Origin of the sequence: Pseudoduganella sp. UC29_106, from assembly GCF_044055365.1 — a bacterium.
Taxonomy (GTDB): Bacteria; Pseudomonadota; Gammaproteobacteria; order Burkholderiales; family Burkholderiaceae_D; genus Rugamonas.
The window spans coordinates 3,706,511-3,726,851 of record NZ_CP171977.1; the positions used below are offsets into that span (position 1 = coordinate 3,706,511).

The following is a 20,341-nucleotide window of genomic DNA, read 5'->3' on the forward strand; positions in this document are numbered from 1 at the left end:
TCCCTATTTCCCCCATAAAATCAAAACGTTAGCGGCCCAAAACACCCGCTTTCGTCGGGAAAACGGGCCGAAATCGTGCTTCAATACCATGCGCGAAAAGGGTCATGGTATCGTGCCACTTTTCTCTTTTTTATCAACCACTTAGATGGTGTCCCCAGGAGTGGTGTACGAGAAGTGATTCTCAAGGGGCTGGGTCCCCGATCAGTTGATCACGGCAGAGAGCCGTGCGGACTGATTGTCGCTCAAGGACTGCAATCCTTCAAGCTGCATGTATCGGCGTTGCAGTGACCACTCGTCATTTTGCTCCAGCATCAAGGCGCCCACGAGCCGGATGATGGCGCGGTCATTGGGGAAGATGCCAATAACGTTAGTGCGGCGTTTGACCTCGGCGTTCAGGCGTTCCAACGGATTGGTGCTGTGAATCTGGGTTCGGTGCGCCTTGGGAAAGCTCATGAAGGATAGAACCTCATATTCGGCGTCATCCATCATGGCAGCCAGCTTGGAGAATTTGGCCCGCAGCTGGTCGGCCACTGTTCGCCACTGCCCGCTGGCTGCCTCGGCGCTTTCCTGCACAAAGATGGTATTGATCATGGCCAGTACGGCCTGGCGCTGGCCTTTACCAACATGCGCCAGGGCGTTACGGATAAAGTGCACACGGCAACGCTGCCAAGTTGTCTTCAACACCTTGCTGGTGGCCGCCTTCAGCCCTTCATGGGCATCCGAGATAACCAGCTTAACGCCACGCAGCCCTCGCCGCGTCAGGCCGCGCAGAAACTCGGTCCAGAAAGGCTCAGCCTCGGAAGGGCCGGTCGCCACGCCAAGGATTTCGCGCACGCCGTCAGTGTTGACGGCCACCGCGATTATCACGGCCACTGACACAACTCGGCCGGCCTGACGCGATTTAACGTAGGTGGCATCGATCCACAGGTAAGGCCAATCGCCTTCGATAGGCCGACCAAGGAAAGCTTGTACCCGCTCATCGATCTCTTCGCACAGCCGCGAGACCTGGCTCTTGGAGACGCCGGTCATGCCCATAGCCTTGACCAGTTCATCGACTGAGCGGGTGGAGATGCCCTGAATATAGGCCTCCTGAATCACCGCTGTTAGCGCCTTTTCGGCTGTGCGCCGTGGCTCCAGGAAGCCGGGGAAATAACTGCCGCTGCGCAGCTTGGGTATTTTGAGATCGACTTTGCCGGCCCGGGTTTCATAAGCGCGGTCGCGATAGCCGTTGCGGCTGTTGATGCGTTCATCACTGCGCTCGCCATAGGCGGCCTGGCAAAGCGCTTCCACGTCCATTTCCATGAGCCGCTGCAAGGCATGTTGCAAGGTCTGACGGATGAAATCTGCATCCGCCCCCTTTTCGGCGAGCTCGGATAGTGCGATAGTGGCGTTGGTCATTGTGTTTCCCTTAGGTTGAGTTAAGGTCTTCGCAAACCCAACATTACCTTAAGAATCACAATGGCCGCCCTCAAGCAGCCTTCCTAAACGCCGACTCCGGCGACCTCTTCATACACCACACCCTGGGGCACCATCACCACTTACGTGATTCCGATACCATGATCCGCATTCATCCCTCAACATGGTATTGACCTGGCGGCACCAGAACGCTTGGCGCAATACCACGTCCAGATCCATATGAAAGAGGTGCTTGCGGGTGCCAGCCTTGCCAGATTTCGCCACCAGAAAAAGAAAAAGCCCCTGAAAAATCAGGGGCTTAGGCTTGGTTTAATGCCGAGCGCTGCGTGGTGCAGCCAGACGGGAATTATTCCCACTCGATGGTAGCAGGCGGCTTGCCGCTGATGTCGTACACGACGCGGTTCAGGCCACGGACTTCATTGATGATGCGGTTGGAAACCTTGCCCAGCAGCGTGTGCGGCAGGTGAGCCCAATGGGCGGTCATGAAGTCCTGGGTTTGCACGGCGCGCAGCGCAACGACGTAGTCATAGGTGCGGCCATCGCCCATGACGCCGACCGACTTCACCGGCAGGAACACGGCGAAGGCCTGGGACGTTGCGTCGTACCAGTTCTTCGGCGTTTCCTCGCCCTGCATCACAGCGCCTTCGTATGGCGTGTTGCGCAGTTCTTCGATGAAGATGGCGTCCGCGCGGCGCAGCAGGTCGGCGTATTCCTTCTTGACTTCGCCGAGGATGCGCACGCCCAGGCCCGGACCCGGGAATGGGTGACGGTAGACCATTTCGTGCGGCAGGCCCAGGGCCACGCCCAGCTTGCGCACTTCGTCCTTGAACAGTTCGCGCAGCGGTTCCAGCAGCTGCAGCTTCATGGTTTCCGGCAGGCCGCCACGTTGTGGTGCGACTTGATGGTCTGGCCTTTCTTGCCTTTGCCTGCGGACTCGATCACGTCTGGGTAAATCGTGCCTTGCGCCAGCCACTTGGCGTTGACCAGCTTTGCCGACTCCGCCTGGAATACTTCCACGAATTCACGGCCGATGATCTTGCGCTTCTGCTCAGGATCGCTCACGCCGGCCAGGTGGCCCATGAACTGCTCGGTCGCGTCGATCTGGATCACTTTCACGCCCAGGTTCTTGGCGAACATGTCCATCACCATCTTGCCTTCGTTCAGGCGCAGCAGGCCGTGGTCGACGAACACGCAGGTCAGCTGGTCGCCGATGGCGCGGTGGATCAGCGCAGCAGCCACGGAGGAATCGACGCCGCCGGACAGGCCCAGAATCACTTCATCCGTACCCACCTGGGCGCGGATCTTCTCGACCGCCTCGGAGATGTAGTCGGGCATATTCCAGTCGGCCTTGCAGCCGCAGATCTCGTGCACGAAGCGGCCGAGCATGGCCTTGCCCTGCACGGTGTGCGTCACTTCCGGGTGCCACTGCACACCGTAGAAGTGGCGCTGCTCGTCGGCCATTGCGGCGATCGGGCAGGATTCGGTGGACGCCATCAGCACGAAGCCCGGCGGCAGCTCCAGCACTTTGTCGCCATGGCTCATCCAGACCTTCAGCATGCCGTGGCCTTCGTCGGTGACAAAGTCGTTGATGCCGTTCAGCAGGGAGGTATGCGAACGCGCACGCACTTCGGCGTAACCGAATTCACGCACCAGGCCATTCTCCACTTTGCCGCCCAGCTGCGCAGCCATGGTCTGCATGCCGTAGCAGATGCCCAGCACCGGCACGCCCAGCTCAAACACGGCTTGCGGTGCGCGCGGCGAATCGCCTTCCAGCGTGGAGTTGTGGGAACCGGACAGGATCACGCCAGCGGCGCCATAGTTGCGGATGAATTCTTCGTCAACGTCATACGGGTAGACTTCGGAGAAAACACCGGCATCGCGTACGCGGCGCGCGATCAGCTGGGTCACCTGGGAACCGAAATCGAGAATGAGGATTTTAGAGTGCATGTCTAAGCGAAAAAGCAGGAGGAAATAGTAAAACGCCGGCGGGGCCGCCGGCGTTCAGTGAAGCCTTATTCCGAACGGTAGTTCGGCGCTTCCTTGGTGATCTGGACGTCGTGCACGTGCGATTCGCGCATGCCGGCGGAAGTGATCTCGACGAATTCTGCCTTCTCGCGCAGTTCATCGATGGTGGCGCAGCCGCAGTAGCCCATGGACTGGCGCACGCCGCCCACCAGCTGGAAGATGATCGCCAGCACGGAGCCCTTGTAAGCCACGCGGCCTTCGATACCTTCAGGGACGAACTTGTCGGCCTTCATGGTCGCGTCCTGGAAGTAGCGGTCGGCCGAGCCATCGGTCATCGCGCCCAGGGAACCCATGCCACGGTAGGACTTGTAGGAACGGCCCTGGTACAGGATCACTTCGCCCGGTGCTTCTTCGGTACCGGCGAACATGGAGCCCATCATCACGGTCGATGCGCCGGCTGCCAGTGCTTTCGAGATGTCGCCGGAGAAGCGGATGCCGCCGTCAGCGATACATGGTACGCCGGTGCCTTTCAGCGCTTCGGACACGTTGGCGATCGCGGTGATCTGCGGCACGCCCACACCGGCCACGATACGGGTGGTGCAGATGGAGCCAGGACCGATGCCGACCTTCACTGCATCCGCGCCGTATTCGACCAGCGCCTTCGCTGCGGCCGCGGTGGCGATATTGCCGCCGATGACGTCAACGTGCGGGTACTTGGTCTTGATGTATTTCACGCGGTCCAGGATGCCCTGCGAGTGGCCGTGGGCGGTGTCCACCACCAGCACGTCCACGCCTGCAGCGACCAGCAGGTCGATACGCTCTTCATCTTTCGCGCCCACGCCAACAGCCGCGCCTACCAGCAGCTTGCCATGCTGGTCCTTCGATGCGTTCGGGTGTTCGGTGGACTTCTGAATGTCCTTCACGGTGATCAGGCCACGCAGCTCAAAGGTGTCGTTGACCACCAGCACGCGCTCCAGGCGGTGCTTGTTCATCAGGCGCTTGGCGTCTTCGGTGCTCGCGCCTTCCTTCACGTAGACCAGCTTTTCGCGCGGAGTCATCTTCGCGCGCACTTCCGCGTCCAGCTCCTGTTCGAAGCGCAGGTCGCGGTTGGTGATGATGCCGACCACTTCCTTGCCCTGCACGACCGGGAAGCCGCTGATGCCATACTGCTCGGTGAGAGCGATCACGTCGCGAATCTTCATGTCCGGCGGGATGGTGATCGGGTCACGCAGAACGCCAGCTTCGAAACGCTTGACGCGGGCCACTTCGCGGGCCTGGTCTTTCGGCTTCAGGTTCTTGTGAATGATGCCGATGCCGCCCTCTTGTGCCATGGCGATAGCCAGGCGCGATTCGGTAACCGTATCCATTGCTGCGGACAGCAGAGGGATATTCAGGGTGATGTTGCGGGTCAGGCGAGTCTTGAGGGACGTATCCGCAGGCAGGATGTTGGAATACGCTGGGACGAGCAGCACGTCATCGAAGGTGAGTGCTTTTTGGAGAAGACGCATAGTATTTCCTATAGGCGCAAAAGCAGATTATACAGAAAAATTTACTTTGCGTCGCTGCCTTCCCTCTGGCGGGTAGATTCCACGAAGCAATTTATTTGACAGGTGCTCCTATTCAGGGTGAAATGAGGGCTGCTTTATATGGAGAAATGCTCTTATGAATCAACGGATTAGCGGTTTGGCACTGGTGCTTGCAACGTTGGCAACGGCGCTGCCGGCGCAGGCACAGTGGATGTGGGTGAACGAACGCGGCGTCAAGCAGCTGTCCGACCAGCCGCCGCCGCCCTCCGTGCCGCCTGGCCGCATCCTGAAGGCGCCGCCGGGACAGATGTCGGATTTGCGCAAGCAGCTAAATGCGCCGGCTGCCGATGCAGCAGCTGCGCCATCCGCCGAGCCTGCCGAGGCAAAGGTCAAAGGCGCGCCCTACTCTCGCCGAGCGCAACGCTGACTTTAACAAGCGCCGGCTGGACACGGCCGAGAAGGACCAGAAATCCGCCCAGGATGCACAGCAGGCCGCCAGCAAGGCCGAGAACTGCAAGAAGACCCGCACCAACCTTGCCGCGCTCGAAAGCGGACAGCGCATCATCGACATCGACGCCGGCGGCGAGCGTTCTTTCATCGACGACACCCAGCGCGCCAGGCGCATCAAGGAAAACCAGGCGCTGCTGGCGCAAAACTGCCAATAAGCAGGGAACTCCGCCGCCATGTCGGAGGTCTGACTGTTCGTGAAGAGGCCAACCAGCAAGGAGGCTGAAATGAACGGGGACGACCGCAACGCAACTCACGAGGCGCGCATCGGCAGGCTCGAAGTCGGCGTCGAATTCATCATCAAGCGGCTGGATGACTTCGACCGGCGAATGGAACAGGGCTTTCGTGACCTGCGCATGGAAATGCGCTGGCACACCGGTATCCTGTTCGCTGCCCAAATGGCGGCACTCGGGCTCCTGCTGCGATCGCAGCACGTCTTATGAAGACTTCTTCGCCCGGCGGCGGCGTGCGTCCTTGGGGTCGGCGATAAGGGGCCGGTAGATTTCGATGCGGTCGCGGGCGCGGAGGACGGTATCCAGCGTTTTCTTCTTGCCGTAAATGCCGACCGGCATGGTCACGAGATTGATTTCAGGCGCTTCTTGCAGGATGCCGCTGATTTCGATGGCCTGGCCGATGGTTGTACCCTCGTCCACTTCCAGCGCGTACAGGATCGGCACCGGCGACGGCGCGTAGCACAGGGTAATCTTGATGCGTTCAGCCATAGACCGTCTCGGCGCGCTTGCAGAAGGAATCGACCATGGAATTGGCGATCAAGCCGAACACGGAACCGATCACCTGTTCCAGCAGCTTGCTGGAGAATTCATAGTGCAGGTCCAGTTCGACCTTGCAGGCGTCCTCGCGCAGGGCCTTGAAAGTCCAGGTGCCGTCGAGAGCCTTGAAAGGACCGTCCACCAGCTTCATCTGGATCGTGGTATGCGGCGTATTCACATTCGAGGTCGTGAAATGCTGCTTGACGCCGTGGTAATTGATCCCAAGGCTGGCCACAATCGTATTCTCCCCTTTTTCGCGGATTTCAACGCCGCCACACCAGGGCAAAAATTTGGGATAATCCTCGACCTTTGCCACTAATTCAAACATTTGCTCGGCGCTATATCCCAGGAATACCGATTTGTGTACTACTGCCATTGAGTAACCGTTTGATATGATGTTGTCAAAGAACCGTAGTTTAACCGACCCGCGCATTTTTACACATGACCATTGCCGATAACCGCAAAGCCTTTCACGACTACTTCATCGAGGACCGCTATGAAGCGGGCATCGCGCTTGAAGGCTGGGAAGTGAAGGCAATCCGCGATGCGCGCGTCCAGATCAAGGAAGCCTACGTTACGATCCGCGATAACGAACTTTACCTGTTTGGCGCACACATCAGCGCACTGCCGACCGCGTCCACCCACATCCATCCGCAAGCCGTGCGCACGCGCAAGCTTTTGCTGCACCGCCAGGAGATCGACAAGCTGATCGGCAAGGTTGAGCGGGCGGGGTATACGCTGGTGCCGCTGAATCTGCACTTCAAGGGTGGCCGGGTTAAGTGCGAGATTGGGCTGGCGAAGGGTAAGAAGCAGCACGACAAGCGGGCGTCGGAGAAGGATCGCGATGCCAATCGCGAGGTGCAGTCGGCGATGAAGCAGCATCGCCGCTGAAACCCAAGGCAAGGGCTAGTGTCAGCCACGATGTGGCTGACACTTGTTCACGCGGCGCTGACCAGGTGGCTGCCACATCGTGGCTGCCACCAGCCTTTCCGGTTTTAACGTAGCATTCCCACCACGTTGTTTCCAACCGGAAACCCACGTGGTACACTTCGGCGGCTAATCGAAAACCGTTGAAGAGGGGAAACATGCTGACCAAAGCTGTATTTGCGATGACGGCCGCCGCCGTGCTGGCGGGCTGCGCCACACCGCACTCCCCGGTTCCGATTGCATCGAATTTCCCGTCGTCCAAGCAGGAAAAGCTGCAGGCGGCGGCGCATTGGGGCGTGATCGCCAACAGCATGTCCCAGCATCTGATTTCGGAGCTGAAGAAAGGTCCGCAGCGCCCCTTCTACATCGCCGAGCCGTCCCAGGCCTCACCCTTCCAGCGCGCACTGACCACCCAGCTGATTTCGGCGATGGTGAACCAGGGCCAGGTCGTGTCCCGCTCGCCGGCCGGCGCACTGCGCGTTGATCTGGACGTGCAGGCCTACACGTTCGCCCCTGGCCGTCCGCAAAGCCGCTATGCCGGAGTGCCGGCCGCCATCGGCACCGGCGTATGGATGCTGGCCGACATCGACCCAGGCTTCGCGATCGCTGCCGGGGCCGCGGGCTTCGACGGCTACAACTGGTACAGCAGCCAGTACGCCTCGGGCGACACGCCGCAAACCGAATTGATCATCACCGCGTCCGTCAGCGACCAGTTCCGCTATTACGCGCGCTCCACCAACGCCTACTACGTCGCAGACAGCGACCGCGCCCTGTACGGCATCAAGGACGAAGCACTGAAAGAGGTCCAGGTGACGAAGCTGTTCAAGGTAAGGGGAGACCGCTGATGCGCAAGTTTGCCTTTGCCTGCCTGCTGCCGCTGCTGCTGGCGTCCTGCTCCACCACACCACCGAAAGAGGAGCCGAATTACGCGGCCGTTTCGTCCAACCAGTTCGTGGCCTCGAACTACAAGGCGGCGGACGCCCTGCTCCAACAGCTTTCCGGCCGCCTGGTGGCGGACAAGCCGCTGATCATGGCGACCATCGTCAACATCGATTCGCTGGAGCAGACGTCCACGCTGGGCCGCCTGGTCTCCGAACAGATCTCCACGCGCCTCGCGCAGGGCGGATTGAAGATGCTGGAGATGAAGCTCCGGAACAGCGTCTACCTGAAGCGCGGCCAGGGTGAGCTGATGCTGACCCGCGAAATCGGAGAAGTCGCGCAGAATCACAATGCACAAGCCGTGGTAGTCGGCTCCTATGCCGAAACCAGCGACGCGGTCTTCATCAACGTCAAGGTCGTCCAGCCGCAGAATAACTTCGTGCTGGCCGGGCAGGACTTCGTGCTGGCCAAGGACACCGTCGTCCGCTCCATGCTGCTGCAGCGTTAAAATAGGCCCTGCAGGACATCCTGTTCTGCAGGAGATGCCAATGACTCGCACGATCCCGGCATGGCTTGCCTGCGCTGCAGCCATGCTTTCGCTTCATCCCACCGCGCTTGCACAGTCGCTGCAGCCTGCCCGCATTTCGGCCGGCGAGCTGGGCCAGCTTCCAACGTCCACCAGTCCCTCCGGCACACAGCAGACAGCGATACTCGGCGCTGCCAGCGGCACTGGCATTTACGTGGTGCGCGCGAAATTCCCTGCTGGCTTGAAGATACAGCCGCATTTCCATCCTGACGACCGCGTGGTGGTGGTCCTGTCAGGCACCGTCTATGTGGGCTATGGCGAACGCTTCGACGAGAGCGGGATGCGCGCCATGCCCGCGGGCAGCACCTGGACCGAACCTGCGGGGCAGGCGCACTATACCTGGGCGAAGGATGGCGAAGCCGTGATCCAGATCGTAGGCCACGGCCCGAGTGGCATCACGATGCTGCCGCAGAACTGAGCAGCTGAACCACGCGCGGCAGCACCTCCTGCGCGGCCGCTTCCAGCTTGAAGGCCAGAAGGTCGTCGGCGCGGGTTTTGCCGGCGTTGACGGCGGCGATAGGCTTGCCGTCCTGCGCGGCCATGCGGCAGAAGCGGTAGCCTGAGAAGACCATCAGCGAAGATCCCACGACGAGCAGGGCGTCCGCCTCCGCCATGTGCGCGAAAGCGGCTTCGGTACGTTCCTTGGGCACGTTATCGCCGAAGAAGACGACGTCCGGCTGCAGCATGCCGCCGCAGGCTTCGCAGGCCGGTACGTGGAAATCTTCCAGGGAATCCGGTTCCAGCTGGGCGTCGCCGTCCGGCAGTGGATGGGCGAGCAGATTGGAGAATTCAGGATTGAGTGCGTTCAGCCGCTGCTGCAGCGCGGCGCGTGGCACTCGCCTGCCGCAATTGAGGCAGACTACCTGGTGGATATTCCCATGCAGTTCGATGAGATTGCGGGCGCCTGCGCGCTGGTGCAGGCCGTCCACGTTCTGCGTGATCACGGCCGAGATGTGGCCGGACGCTTCCAGTTCCGCCAATGCACGGTGGCCCTCGTTCGGGTGCGCCCCCGAAAGCGTTGACCAGCCGACCATGCTGCGCGCCCAGTAGCGCCGGCGCACTGCTTCGTGGCGGCGGAATTCGGGGCCCTCGATTGGCGCGCGCCCTCGCCTGATGCCGTCCTTGTCGCGATAGCCGGGGATGCCGGACGCAGTGCTCAGGCCCGCACCGGTCAGCACCAGCACGCGCTGGTGGTGGCGCAAAAATTCTACAAGCTGACTTTCCATGCCCGCTACATTAGCACTTCGCCGCGTTTCTTGCCTTTGCAGCCCGCGAGATCGGCGTTGCGTGCCAGTGCGAGCGGCCCGCGCCACTCTTCCTGGCCGGTGTAGCCGCCGCTGCGCCGCAACCACACTTCGCTACGATCGAGGTCGATTACGGCGCGGTAGATGTAGGGATGGTCGATCAAGAGGTTGGTCGCGAGGTCCAGGATGGTGAGGTTGGCATCCGCCGTATCCAGGATTGGTGGACGCTCCGTGACGGGCAGGTCCTCGGCGAGCGTGCTGGTTGAGTCGCGCAGGGCTTGGGCGAAGGCGCAGGGCGCGGTCATCGGCGCGGTGGCGGACGATGCGCTGGCGGCTAGCGCCAGGCTGACCGCCGCGAACGCGCCGACGGGCTTAATCACGCGTCGCGCAGCCTTCGGGCTTGTAGATGCGTGTGGTGGACGCAGGATTCTTGGCAAGCTTGCTGGCGGCGCGAGTGGGCCGCGGCATCAGGTCGCCGCCGCAGTTCGGGCAAACGCCTTTCAGTTTCGTGTCCACGCAATCGACGCAGAAGGTGCATTCGAAGGAGCAGATGCGCGCGTCCTTGGAATCGGGTGGAAGATCACGGTCGCAGCATTCGCAACCTGGACGCATTTGCAACATACATTTTCTCCATAGTTCGCTACAGGGAACCGCGATAGTATGCCCAAAAGGAGAAAAAATGAAGAACTGGGGAGCGATTTTTGCCGGCCTTGCGCTGGCGTGTTCGGCCACGCTTGCGTCGGCCGCGGAACTGGGCGTGCTGGCGCCGGTAATGGCCGACAAGGCGCCTGTAGTGAAGGCGCGGCCAGGCGGCACGGGTAGCGCGCCGGTGCTGTCGCGCGTTACCAGCGGCGCGCTCTACGAAGCGCTGCAGAAGGAAGCGACAAGCGGATTCACGGCCGATATGCTGGCGCTGGACGATCTGGCGATGCAGATCTCGGGCAGCGGGAAGAATACATGGCTGCTGCTGTCGCTCGAAGAAGGCGGCTTTCCGCGGCAGGGCTTCTGGCTGCAGGAATCCGGCGGCACGCGCTGGGTGGCCGAGCCCTATGTGGACCTGGTCGTGGATGCCGACTCCGCCGCCGACGGCAGCTTCGAAGAGATCTTCGCTCACGAATTGGGCCACGTTTTCCTGCGTCGCCTGATTGGTGACCTGCCTGAAGGCCATTCGCGCACGCCGCATCATTCCGTCAGCATCACCGATCAGCAGACCGCTTTCGATGAAGGATGGGCGACGCACTTCCAGCCGCTGGTGCGGCGCTTCACGCGCAACGAGCGTCTACTGGCACAGGATCAGGGCGTCGAGACGCGCAGTTATGTGCCGCTGTGGATGCACCATCTGGACCGTCACTATCGCGTTGAAGGCGTTCGGCAGAATCTCTTCGTGCATCGCGCGGTGACCTTGCCCGGCGCGGGCGATGCCGTTGAGCGACGTGAGCTGAGCACGATGTTTGACCGGGCGCGCTTGAAGAATGCGTCACAGATGTTGGCGTCGGAAGGTGTGGTGGCGACTTTCTTCTTCCGCCATCTTGGGCCGGGCTTGGGCGGGGCGGACGCTCTGAAGGCGCGGTATGAGCCGATGTTCAGGGCTTTCCACGCTCTGCGCGCGCAGAAGCCTTCAGTTGCCACGCCGCTTCTGCCGACCGTGGCGCGCCTGTTAGCCACGCAGTCGGAGGACGATGGCAAGCGCTTTATCAAAGTGCTGGTCGAAACCAGTTATGGCGCCCTCACCTCCCCGGCGCTGGCTGCGCAAGCCGAGCAGCTCGCTGTTGCGGGACGCTTTGGCGATGGCGATGCTTTCGTCCCGCTGCTGCAGGCGGCGCGCAAGGCGATGGCGGCTGAGGTTTCGGCGGTGCAGGCGGATCCTGCCAGGCTGGAATCGCAGATTGGGGCGGCGTTGTGGATGCTGCCGGCCGTGGCGCACAATGCTTCGCGGCCATCGCGCGCGAATGCGGTGCTGGCGGTGCGTACAGTAGATCTGAACACTGCGGAGCGCGAGCAGTTGATGACGCTGCCGGGCGTATCAGCAGCCATTGCGGAGCGCGCGATGGTGAGTCGCGATAAGGATGGGTATTTCACCAGCGTGACCGATTTCGCGCGCCGAGCGGGCCTCCCAGCCGCGCCCATTCAAGCCATGCACGACGCGGCGATCAAGGCGGGGCCATACCCGCGCGAATAACCCGCCACCGCACAAGACGGCGGCGGCCCCGCCCACCGACCGCGCCCCACCACCGCACACGGCGACAACGCTCCCCGCCACCAACGTTGCCTCACCACCGCAGCGTAGGGCGGATCGATTGATCCGCCGTGTTTGCGTCCAGGCGCCGCATCGCGAAACCCCGCCGCCGAGCCAAGCGGCCGGGGCACCCGGCTGTAGGGCGGATCATTGATCCGCCGTGCCCGCGTCCCGGCGCCGCATCGCGAAGCCGGCGGCCCGGGCGCGCGCTCCCACGGGAGGCACCTCGGCTGAGGGTCGACTGGCGCCCTACTCCGCCCGATAACGCAGCGTGTTCAATACGGAATTGGTCAGCTCCAGATCCGCCAGCGCCTCATCATTCACCCGCAGCAGCGTGCGCTCGCGGATGCGGGTCAGCTCGTCGATCAGGAACTGCTTCGGCAGGTTCGAATAGAAGATATCCGACGGCTGCAAATCGTCGTGCTGCCCATAGCGCTCGTCCAGCGATTGCAGCCTCCGGCGGACTTCATCATCGCTGATCGGCGTTTCGCTGCGCTGGCCGCGCATCTGCTCGAAGTTCATGCCCTTCAGCCGCTCGCGCAGGGGCAGGAAGTTTTCGCGGGACTTGCCTAGCAGCGCCTTCGGATCAAAGGCCAGCAGCGCGTCGCGGCCTTGCGGGCCGCCGGTGCGGGCGAGGAAAGTGACGGCGCGCATGAACGTGTCCGGGTCTTCGGTACTCAACAGCCTGGCCACGGCAGGGACGCTGTCCGGCGAGCCGATCGAAATCAGCGTTTCCAGGACTTTGTTGACGACCGCCCCGTCGCTGAGCAGACCGCGCAGGTGAGCCTCACCTTTGGCGCCGTATTGGCCGTAGATCAGGGCGGCGACGCTGGATTCGTCCACCGTGAACGCATGCTGCGGGACGAAGACGGTGACTTTGTTTTTGATGAAGGCATTGTCCATCAACGGGAACAGGCGTTCGTTCTTGCTCGCTGCGGCGGCGTGGACGAAGCGGAACAGCTGTTCGGCGCTGGACTTCACCAGTGGCGCATCGGGGTCAATCGCGAGCAGGGCTTGCATGGATAGCGCTGCATCCTGCGCTTCGCCCTGCCGTTGCAGGAAGTGGCCGGCGTCAAGTAGTAGCAGCTGGTTTGGCTGCGGCTTGCGCAGCTCGGCGGCGAGCTCTCTGCGCAGCACAGGCAGTGACGCAGGTTTGTTATCACCGAAGAAGCGCCAGGCGTTGTCCAGGGCGCGGTTTTGCTCGCGCGCGGCGGCGTCGTTCGCTGGCGCCTGCATCGCGCGGATTTGGGCAAGGCGGGCGAGGACGTCAGCCTCGCCGGCTTGCGTCCCCTGCCCCGCGCCGCCAGCGGCCAGCGCAGCGACGACATCCGGGGCAGCGACGACGAGCGGCGATGCAATCAGGGCGAGCGCGGTGACGATGGCTGCAGCGCGGGGCGCAGAAGCGGCACGCAGGCGCGAGGTCATGCGGACATCCTGGCGCTCAGGTTGTCCACGGAAGCGCGCCATTCGGCGAAATGCTCGCTGTCCTCCCAGAGCTCGCGCAGTTCGGATGCGTCCGACAGCACGAGCACGAGCGCGCGGCGCGCTTTGTCAGCGATGTCGGGACGGGACTTGAACTTGGGCAGGACGGTAGCAACCCACTCGTCAACAGCCGCGGAGTCTTCGTCGGCAGCGCCGCCGCGGCCATACAGGCGCGAAAGCGTTTCGACCGCCGCCAGCGCCTCGGCGCCAAACGGCGCCTCGAGGTACTCGGTAGTCTCCGCCTGAAGCACATTGTTCAGGGTCTCTTCGATGAAATACAGATCCTTCGATTCCTGCAGATCCTCCGCCCAGTCCTGCGCGAAGTCATTGCCGAACGGTCCTACGGCCCAAGTTCCCACATCTACCTCCAGTTCAATTGAGGCGCATTGTACCTACTTCTGCGTCTTCACGACTTGCAAAGCGGTGGCGATCAAGCCGCTAATATCGCCCAGGTTGGCGGGAACGATCAGCGAGTTGTTCGCCTTGGCCAGATGCGCGAACGCGCCCACGTACTGCTCGGCGACCTTCAGGTTCATGGCTTCCTCGCCGCCCGGCGACTGGATCGCATTACCGACCTGTTTCAGCGCGCCGGAAGTAGCCTCTGCGATGGCCAGGATAGCTGCAGCCTCGCCCTGCGCGCGGTTGATGGCGGCCTGCTTGTCGCCCTCCGAGCGGGCAATCGCGGCTTCGCGCTCGCCGGTAGCGATATTGATCTGTTCCTGCTTGCGTCCCTCGGACGCGGCGATCAGCGCGCGCTTGCCCCGCTCCGCCGTGATCTGCGCCTGCATCGCGTGCAGGATTTCCTGCGGCGGCGTGAGGTCCTTGATCTCGTATCGCAGCACCTTCACGCCCCAGTTGTTGGCCGATTCGTCGATCGCGTTCACCACGGTGGAGTTGATGTGGTCGCGCTCCTCGAAAGTCTTGTCCAGCTCCATGCGGCCGATCACGGAACGCAGCGTGGTCTGCGCCAACTGGGTGATGGCGGCGATGTAGTTGGAGGAGCCGTAGGAGGCGCGCATGGCATCCGTGACCTGGAAGTAGAGGATGCCGTCCACCTGCAACTGCGTATTGTCCTTCGTGATGCAGACCTGCGACGGCACGTCCAGCGGGATTTCCTTCAGCACGTGCTTGTAGGCGATGCGGTCGATGAAGGGAACGACGATGTTCAGTCCCGGCCCCAGCGTGGCGTGGTACTTGCCGAGACGCTCGACCACCCAGGCGTGCTGCTGCGGCACGACATTGATGGTCTTGAAGACGAAAACCAGCGCAACGATGAAGACAATAAGCGTAAGGGTGCCAACGGTGAATTCCATGAGATCTCCTGTTTATGCGCCTACAATGAGCCGGCTGCCGCGTATCTCGCAGATGCGGAAGGTGCCGGGTTGCGCCGGTACGCCCGGCGCCAGTTCCACGTCCCACATCGCGCCGCGGTACATCACGCGCGCGGAACGTTCCTGCCATTCGGGGACATGCACGCTTTGGCCGATGTCGATGTTGACGTTGGGGTCGGCGGCGGCATTTGTGCGCTGGAATTTGCCGAAGCGGCTGCGGCGCAGCAGCATGGTGGCGATCACGCCCACCACCGCCGCCGCCAGGGTCTGGCCGGGCAGGTCGATACGCATCAGCGCAGTCGCGGCGCCCGCTGCCATGCCGATGGCGATCATCAGCAGGTAGAAGGTACCTGAGAACAGCTCGAGGATGACCAGCACGCCCGCGCCGATCAGCCACATGATCCAGTCTGCCATTTGGTCTCCTTTGTTAGAACCCACGGCGTGAACCTGGTGTCTGACACGACGTGTCAGACACCTGTTTTACGCCTTGGGTTCTGCAAACAAAAAACCCCCGCAGCCAACAGGCCACGGGGGTTTCTAAGCAACGAGGCTTGTCGTTGGTTTATTTTTGCATTTCTGCCAGTTTCTGCCAAGTGTCCACAACCGAGTCCGGATTGAGGGACATCGACTCGATACCCTGCTGCATCAGCCAGATGGCTAGCTCAGGATGATCGGATGGGCCCTGGCCGCAGATGCCGATGTACTTGTCCAGCTTGCGGCAAGCCTGGATCGCCATGCCCAGCAGGGCCTGGACGGCAGGATCGCGCTCGTCGAAGTCGGCGGCCAGCAGCTCCATGCCGGAGTCGCGGTCCAGTCCCAGGGTCAGCTGGGTCAGGTCGTTGGAGCCGATGGAGAAGCCGTCGAAGTACTGCAGGAACTGCTCAGCGAGTACTGCATTGGAAGGCACTTCGCACATCATGATCAGGCGCAGGCCGTTTTCGCCGCGCTTCAGGCCATTCTTGGCGAGCAGGTTCACCACCTTCTCGGCCTGGCCCAGGGTACGCACGAACGGCACCATGATCTCGACGTTGGTCAGGCCCATTTCTTCGCGCACACGCTTCATGGCGACGCACTCCATCTCGAAGGCCTGGGCGAAGTCCGCGGACAGGTAGCGCGCCGCGCCGCGGAAGCCCAGCATCGGGTTTTCCTCATCCGGCTCGTAGCGCGAACCGCCGATCAGCTTCTTGTACTCGTTCGACTTGAAGTCGGACATGCGCACAATCACTTTCTTCGGCCAGAAAGCGGCAGCGATGGTCGCAATACCTTCGGCCAGCTTGTCGATGTAGAACTGCTTCGGCGAAGCGTGGCCGCGCGCCACCGATTCCACGGCTTTCTTCAGGTCCGCGTCGATGTTCGGGTACTCGAGGATCGCCTTCGGGTGCACGCCGATGTTGTTGTTGATGATGAACTCCAGGCGGGCCAGGCCCACACCGGCGTTCGGCACGGACTGGAAGTCGAAGGCCAGCTGCGGGTTACCCACGTTCAGCATGATCTTGGTCTTCAGTTCCGGCAGCTCGCCGCGCACCACTTCGGATACTTCAGTTTCCAGCAGGCCGTCGTAGATCTTGCCTTCGTCGCCTTCGGCGCAAGACACGGTCACGAAAAGTACCGTCCTTCAGGATCTCCGTCGCATCGCCGCAACCCACAACAGCCGGCACGCCCAGCTCGCGGGCGATGATCGCCGCGTGGCAGGTACGGCCGCCGCGGTTGGTCACGATGGCGGAAGCGCGCTTCATCACCGGCTCCCAGTTCGGGTCGGTCATGTCGGCTACCAGCACGTCGCCTGGCTGCACGCGCTCCATTTCGCTTGGGTCGTGGATCACGCGCACCGGACCGGCGCCGATCTTCTGGCCGATGGCGCGGCCGGAGGTCAGCACGGTGCCGGAGGACTTCAGCTTGAAGCGCTGCTGCGAATCGGTGGCTTTCTGCTGCGACTTCACGGTTTCAGGACGCGCCTGCAGGATGTACAGTTTGCCGTCACGGCCATCCTTGCCCCACTCGATGTCCATCGGACGCTGGTAGTGCTTTTCGATGATCACGGCGTACTTGGCCAGTTCAACGATTTCAGCATCGGTCAGCGAGTAGCGGTTGCGCAGTTCGATTGGCACGTCGACAGTCTTCACGGAACGGCCGGCCTTGGCTTCGTTGGTGAATTCCATCTTGATCAGCTTCGAGCCGATATTGCGGCGGATCACAGGCGACTTGCCCTGCTCCAGCATCGGCTTGTGGACGTAGAACTCGTCCGGATTCACGGCGCCCTGCACCACGGTTTCACCGAGGCCGTAGCTGGAGGTGATGAAGACCACATCCTTGAAGCCGGATTCGGTATCGATGGTGAACATCACGCCTGCCGCGCCCACGTCGGAACGCACCATGCGCTGCACGCCGGCGGACAGCGCCACTTCAGCGTGGGTGAAGCCCTTGTGCACACGGTAGGAAATCGCGCGGTCGTTGTAGAGGGAGGCGAACACGTGCTTCATTGCGTCCAGCACGTTGTCGATGCCGACCACGTTCAGGAAGGTTTCCTGCTGGCCTGCGAACGAAGCGTCCGGCAGGTCTTCCGCGGTGGCGGAGGAACGCACGGCAAACGAAACTTCGGAGGTGGAGTCGGCGACCAGGCGGTCGTAGAAAGCGCGGATCTCGGATGCCAGGCGAGGCTGGAACGGGGTATCTACGATCCACTGGCGGATTTCCGCGCCGGCTGCCGCCAGCGAACGGACATCGTCGATATCCAGGCCATCCAGACGCGCGGCGATACGGTCGGCCAGGGACTGGGCGCCGTCTGCCTTGTGCGACAGGAAGTCACGGAAAGCCTGAGCGGTGGTAGCGAAACCACCAGGCACACGCACGCCTGCACCAGCCAGCTGGGAAATCATTTCACCCAGCGATGCGTTCTTGCCGCCGACGGATTCGACATCCGTCATTCGCAAGTTTTCGAACGAAGCCACGTAAACGGCCTCGTCGTTCTGCTCCTTCAATGCTGCGTTGGACATAAAAACACCTTTTTGATGATAGAAATCTTTACGCAGGCATGCCGGCATTCATTCTTGTCATTCTTAGCGCCGTGCAGCACAATCTTACCGTTGGCAAGCATTTTACAGCCTGTCGAGCAAATTGACGATTCGCAAACCTGAAAAGACCGTTCTGATGTCACAAGAGCAACGCCCTACTCCACCTACTTGCGCACGCACTGTATTCTTCGTGTCCGACGGTACCGGCATTACGGCCGAGACTTTCGGTCACTCCGTCCTCACGCAGTTCGACATGAAATTCCGCCAGTTCCGGCTGCCGTTTATCGACAGCGAGGACAAGGCTTACGATGCGGTCCGCAAGATCAACGAAGTGGCGGATGAGGATGGCGCGCGTCCGATCCTGTTCTCAACGCTGGTGAAGACTGAGCTTTCCAGCATGATCCACCGCGCCAATGCGATGCATATGGACCTGTTCCAGTCTTTTGTGGTCCCGTTGGAACAGGAGCTGTGCGTGAAGTCCACGCACACGATCGGCCGCTCGCACAATGTGGTAGACAGCGAGGAATACAAGAACCGCATCGAGGCCATCAACTTCTCGCTGGCGCATGATGATGGTCAATCGAACAAGAATCTTTCTTCGGCGGACGTGATCCTGGTGGGCGTTTCGCGCTCGGGCAAGACGCCGACCTCCCTGTATCTGGCGATGCAGTACTGGGATCAAGGCGGCCAACTATCCGCTGATTCCCGACGATTTCGAACGCGGCAAGCTGCCCTCGGCGCTGTATCCGTATAAATCGAAAATCTTCGGCCTCAGTATTGAGGCAAATCGTTTATCCGAAATCCGCAATGAGCGGCGGGCGGGGTCGAAGTATGCGTCGCTGGAGAATTGCCGGTATGAGGTGAATGAGGCGGAGGCGATGATGCGGCGCGAGGGGATTCGCTGGCTTTCCTCCACGACCAAGTCGATTGAGGAGATTTCGACGACGATTCTGCAAGAGATTAAACCGAATCGGTCGCAGTATTAGAACCCAAGGCAAAGGCTGGTGGCAGGCACTGAAGTGCCAGCCACCTGTTTATTGCCGCGGACTCCGACCGAGTGTCTGGCACTTTAGTGCCTGACACTAGCCTTCGGGGTGGGTTTAGAAGAAATGCCGCCACTCATTGAGCCAGGTAGGAATCTCCTCCACCGGCATCGGCGCCGCGATGTAAAAGCCCTGCGCATAAGTACACCCCAGCCCCTGCAGGAAATCCCAATCCTGCTTCGTCTCCACGCCAACGGCGGTGGAACGGCGATCCAGGCTGCGCGCCAGTCCGAGGTACGACTTCAGCACCGTGCTCAGCGCGCGTCGCTTCGAAGCCCCGTCCACAAAGCTGCGGTCGATTTTCAACTCCGAGAAGGGAATCGCCGCCAGCAGCTGCAGGTTCGAGCGTCCCGTCCCGTAATCATCCACCGCCAGGCCGAAGCCCATCATGCGCAGGCGCAGCAGGCGTTCAAGGAAGTGCGGATTGGCTGTCAGCACGGCGGACTCGGTGATCTCAAAAGTGATGTAATCCGCCAGGATGCGGTGGCGCTCCATGCAGGCCGTGATCTGCGCAATGAACTGCGGATGCTGCAGCGTGGTCGGCGCCACGTTGATCGAGAAGGAAATCGGAATGCCCTTGTCGTGCAGCTTGCGGCAGGCGGCGACGGACTTCTCGATCATGTTCCAGTCGAGGAAGTCGATGCGGCGGGCCTTTTCCAGCACAGGCACGAAGGCGCCCGGACCCAGCACGCCGTGCTGCGGATGACGCCAGCGGGCGAACATTTCCAGGCCCTTGATCTGGCCCGTTTCCAGCTCGATCTTGGGCTGGAAGAAGGGATCGAATTCGTCCGCCTGCAGGCCGCGGCCGACTTCGGCGAAGGTGAATTCGGGCGGGAATGGTTCGGCGCTGGTGGGCGCGGGCGGCGCGTAGTTTTCGATCAGGGATTCGAGCTTGGCGGCGCTGAGCGGCCTTCCAGCGGTGCCGAGCATGTTGACGCCGTAGGCCTGCGCCATCGTTTCGACGGAGAACATCACGTCGGTGTTCTGGCCGCCGACCACGATCACGCCGGCCTTGTTGTTGCTTTCTCCAAGGCGGCGGATCAGTTCCAGACCATCCATGCCGGGCAGGAAGAGGTCCATCAGCACGATGCTTACCGGCGCGTTCACGCCGTTTTCCAGCAGGCGCAGGGCGCTTGGGCCGTCTGACACCGTGGTCACCTGCTGCGCACCCATGTGCCGCAGCATCCCGACCATCAGCTCGCGCTGGACAGGCTCACCTTCCGCTACCAAAAAATGCAAACTTGCGATGTCCATGGTCTTTTTTCTCTCTGTTCATGCACGGCGGATCAATGATCCGCCCTACACGCCAAGGCGTTTCAAACATTCCGCGAGCGCCGCAGGCGGCCCAAGCGGCCGCCGATCCGTCGTGACGGTCGGCCGATGATCTGTGGTGAAGCGTAGGGCGGATCATTGATCCG

General features: G+C 61.6%; 20 protein-coding genes and 3 pseudogenes. 9 read left to right on the top strand and 14 right to left on the bottom strand.

The window, feature by feature from the left end; translation table 11 throughout:
• Positions 1 to 201: 201 nt before the first annotated feature.
• The 3 genes and pseudogenes from ACHMW6_RS18660 to guaB all read right to left on the bottom strand — a co-directional run bounded on the left by ACHMW6_RS18660 (position 202) and on the right by guaB (position 4,889).
• Positions 202 to 1,398: an IS256 family transposase gene (locus tag ACHMW6_RS18660; RefSeq protein ID WP_395398832.1), complete on the bottom strand. Its 1,197-nt coding sequence runs from the start codon at positions 1,396 to 1,398 to the stop codon at positions 202 to 204.
• A gap of 364 nt (positions 1,399 to 1,762) precedes the next feature.
• Positions 1,763 to 3,363 (bottom strand): annotated as a pseudogene (guaA, locus tag ACHMW6_RS18665) (glutamine-hydrolyzing GMP synthase).
• Positions 3,364 to 3,428: 65 nt separating this feature from the next.
• Positions 3,429 to 4,889 carry an IMP dehydrogenase gene (gene guaB, locus ACHMW6_RS18670; protein ID WP_395398834.1) on the bottom strand — a complete coding sequence of 487 codons (1,461 nt, stop codon included), beginning with the start codon at positions 4,887 to 4,889 and terminating at the stop codon, positions 3,429 to 3,431.
• A gap of 154 nt (positions 4,890 to 5,043) precedes the next feature.
• On the opposite strand from guaB, the gene ACHMW6_RS18675 reads away from it, so the two are divergent.
• The 3 genes from ACHMW6_RS18675 (at position 5,044) to ACHMW6_RS18685 (ending at position 5,857) form a co-directional block, all read left to right on the top strand.
• Entirely contained in the window at positions 5,044 to 5,334 is a 291-nt protein-coding gene (locus ACHMW6_RS18675; RefSeq protein WP_395398836.1) for a DUF4124 domain-containing protein, read from the top strand.
• Positions 5,240 to 5,572, top strand: coding sequence for a hypothetical protein (locus ACHMW6_RS18680; protein WP_395398838.1), 333 nt, complete (start codon positions 5,240 to 5,242; stop codon positions 5,570 to 5,572). The genes ACHMW6_RS18675 and ACHMW6_RS18680 overlap by 95 nt, the downstream gene beginning before the upstream one ends.
• Before the next feature lie 69 nt (positions 5,573 to 5,641).
• Positions 5,642 to 5,857 carry a hypothetical protein gene (locus ACHMW6_RS18685; RefSeq protein ID WP_395398840.1) on the top strand — a complete coding sequence of 72 codons (216 nt, stop codon included), beginning with the start codon at positions 5,642 to 5,644 and terminating at the stop codon, positions 5,855 to 5,857.
• Here the strand turns inward: ACHMW6_RS18685 and ACHMW6_RS18690 are convergent.
• Positions 5,852 to 6,136: an RnfH family protein gene (locus ACHMW6_RS18690; RefSeq protein ID WP_395398842.1), complete on the bottom strand. Its 285-nt coding sequence runs from the start codon at positions 6,134 to 6,136 to the stop codon at positions 5,852 to 5,854. The two genes, ACHMW6_RS18685 and ACHMW6_RS18690, sit on opposite strands and share 6 nt — an antisense overlap.
• Positions 6,129 to 6,560 carry a type II toxin-antitoxin system RatA family toxin gene (locus ACHMW6_RS18695; RefSeq protein ID WP_395398844.1) on the bottom strand — a complete coding sequence of 144 codons (432 nt, stop codon included), beginning with the start codon at positions 6,558 to 6,560 and terminating at the stop codon, positions 6,129 to 6,131. The genes ACHMW6_RS18690 and ACHMW6_RS18695 overlap by 8 nt, the downstream gene beginning before the upstream one ends.
• A gap of 65 nt (positions 6,561 to 6,625) precedes the next feature.
• On the opposite strand from ACHMW6_RS18695, the gene smpB reads away from it, so the two are divergent.
• The 4 genes from smpB to ACHMW6_RS18715 all read left to right on the top strand — a co-directional run bounded on the left by smpB (position 6,626) and on the right by ACHMW6_RS18715 (position 8,994).
• Positions 6,626 to 7,075, top strand: coding sequence for an SsrA-binding protein SmpB (gene smpB / locus ACHMW6_RS18700; RefSeq protein WP_395398846.1), 450 nt, complete (start codon positions 6,626 to 6,628; stop codon positions 7,073 to 7,075).
• Positions 7,076 to 7,269: 194 nt separating this feature from the next.
• On the top strand, positions 7,270 to 7,956 hold the full coding sequence (locus ACHMW6_RS18705) for a hypothetical protein (protein ID WP_395398848.1): 687 nt from the start codon (positions 7,270 to 7,272) through the stop codon (positions 7,954 to 7,956).
• A complete protein-coding gene (locus ACHMW6_RS18710) occupies positions 7,956 to 8,498 on the top strand; it encodes a FlgO family outer membrane protein (protein WP_395398850.1) in 543 nt (180 codons plus the stop codon). The genes ACHMW6_RS18705 and ACHMW6_RS18710 overlap by 1 nt, the downstream gene beginning before the upstream one ends.
• 40 nt (positions 8,499 to 8,538) lie before the next feature.
• Complete coding sequence (locus ACHMW6_RS18715) at positions 8,539 to 8,994, top strand: cupin domain-containing protein (protein ID WP_395398852.1); 456 nt, start codon at positions 8,539 to 8,541, stop codon at positions 8,992 to 8,994.
• Here the strand turns inward: ACHMW6_RS18715 and ACHMW6_RS18720 are convergent.
• From ACHMW6_RS18720 to ACHMW6_RS18730, 3 genes are read right to left on the bottom strand one after another with little or no spacing between them, the layout of a single operon-like run.
• Positions 8,972 to 9,802, bottom strand: a complete 831-nt coding sequence (locus ACHMW6_RS18720) for an NAD-dependent protein deacetylase (RefSeq protein WP_395398854.1) — start codon at positions 9,800 to 9,802, stop codon at positions 8,972 to 8,974. The genes ACHMW6_RS18715 and ACHMW6_RS18720 overlap by 23 nt on opposite strands.
• Before the next feature lie 5 nt (positions 9,803 to 9,807).
• Positions 9,808 to 10,200 (bottom strand): hypothetical protein, encoded by a 393-nt coding sequence (locus ACHMW6_RS18725; protein ID WP_395398856.1) that lies wholly within the window; start codon positions 10,198 to 10,200, stop codon positions 9,808 to 9,810.
• Positions 10,193 to 10,441 carry a DUF1272 domain-containing protein gene (locus ACHMW6_RS18730; RefSeq protein ID WP_395398858.1) on the bottom strand — a complete coding sequence of 83 codons (249 nt, stop codon included), beginning with the start codon at positions 10,439 to 10,441 and terminating at the stop codon, positions 10,193 to 10,195. Before ACHMW6_RS18730 ends, ACHMW6_RS18725 begins: the two co-directional genes overlap by 8 nt.
• A 58-nt stretch (positions 10,442 to 10,499) precedes the next feature.
• Here ACHMW6_RS18730 and ACHMW6_RS18735 point away from each other — a divergent pair, with 58 nt between their 5' ends.
• Positions 10,500 to 11,999 carry a ComEA family DNA-binding protein gene (locus ACHMW6_RS18735; RefSeq protein ID WP_395398859.1) on the top strand — a complete coding sequence of 500 codons (1,500 nt, stop codon included), beginning with the start codon at positions 10,500 to 10,502 and terminating at the stop codon, positions 11,997 to 11,999.
• Between the two features lie 306 nt (positions 12,000 to 12,305).
• Here ACHMW6_RS18735 and ACHMW6_RS18740 read toward each other — a convergent pair whose 3' ends face one another.
• From ACHMW6_RS18740 to ppsA, 5 genes and pseudogenes are all read right to left on the bottom strand, one after another.
• A complete protein-coding gene (locus ACHMW6_RS18740; RefSeq protein ID WP_395398861.1) occupies positions 12,306 to 13,481 on the bottom strand; it encodes a hypothetical protein in 1,176 nt (391 codons plus the stop codon).
• Positions 13,478 to 13,897: a DUF4259 domain-containing protein gene (locus ACHMW6_RS18745; RefSeq protein ID WP_395398863.1), complete on the bottom strand. Its 420-nt coding sequence runs from the start codon at positions 13,895 to 13,897 to the stop codon at positions 13,478 to 13,480. Before ACHMW6_RS18745 ends, ACHMW6_RS18740 begins: the two co-directional genes overlap by 4 nt.
• 33 nt (positions 13,898 to 13,930) lie before the next feature.
• The gene (locus ACHMW6_RS18750) at positions 13,931 to 14,851 is read right to left on the bottom strand and encodes an SPFH domain-containing protein (protein WP_395398864.1); all 921 of its coding nucleotides are present in this window, start codon (positions 14,849 to 14,851) and stop codon (positions 13,931 to 13,933) included.
• A 12-nt stretch (positions 14,852 to 14,863) separates the two neighbouring features.
• Complete coding sequence (locus ACHMW6_RS18755; RefSeq protein WP_395398866.1) at positions 14,864 to 15,283, bottom strand: NfeD family protein; 420 nt, start codon at positions 15,281 to 15,283, stop codon at positions 14,864 to 14,866.
• 148 nt (positions 15,284 to 15,431) lie between these two features.
• A pseudogene (ppsA, locus tag ACHMW6_RS18760) lies at positions 15,432 to 17,793 on the bottom strand (phosphoenolpyruvate synthase).
• A gap of 223 nt (positions 17,794 to 18,016) precedes the next feature.
• Between ppsA and ACHMW6_RS18765 the strand changes: the two are divergent.
• Positions 18,017 to 18,866: pseudogene (locus tag ACHMW6_RS18765) on the top strand (pyruvate, water dikinase regulatory protein).
• Positions 18,867 to 18,980: 114 nt separating this feature from the next.
• Here the strand turns inward: ACHMW6_RS18765 and ACHMW6_RS18770 are convergent.
• Positions 18,981 to 20,177 (bottom strand): EAL domain-containing protein, encoded by a 1,197-nt coding sequence (locus tag ACHMW6_RS18770; RefSeq protein WP_395398868.1) that lies wholly within the window; start codon positions 20,175 to 20,177, stop codon positions 18,981 to 18,983.
• Between the last annotated feature and the right edge of the window lie 164 nt (positions 20,178 to 20,341).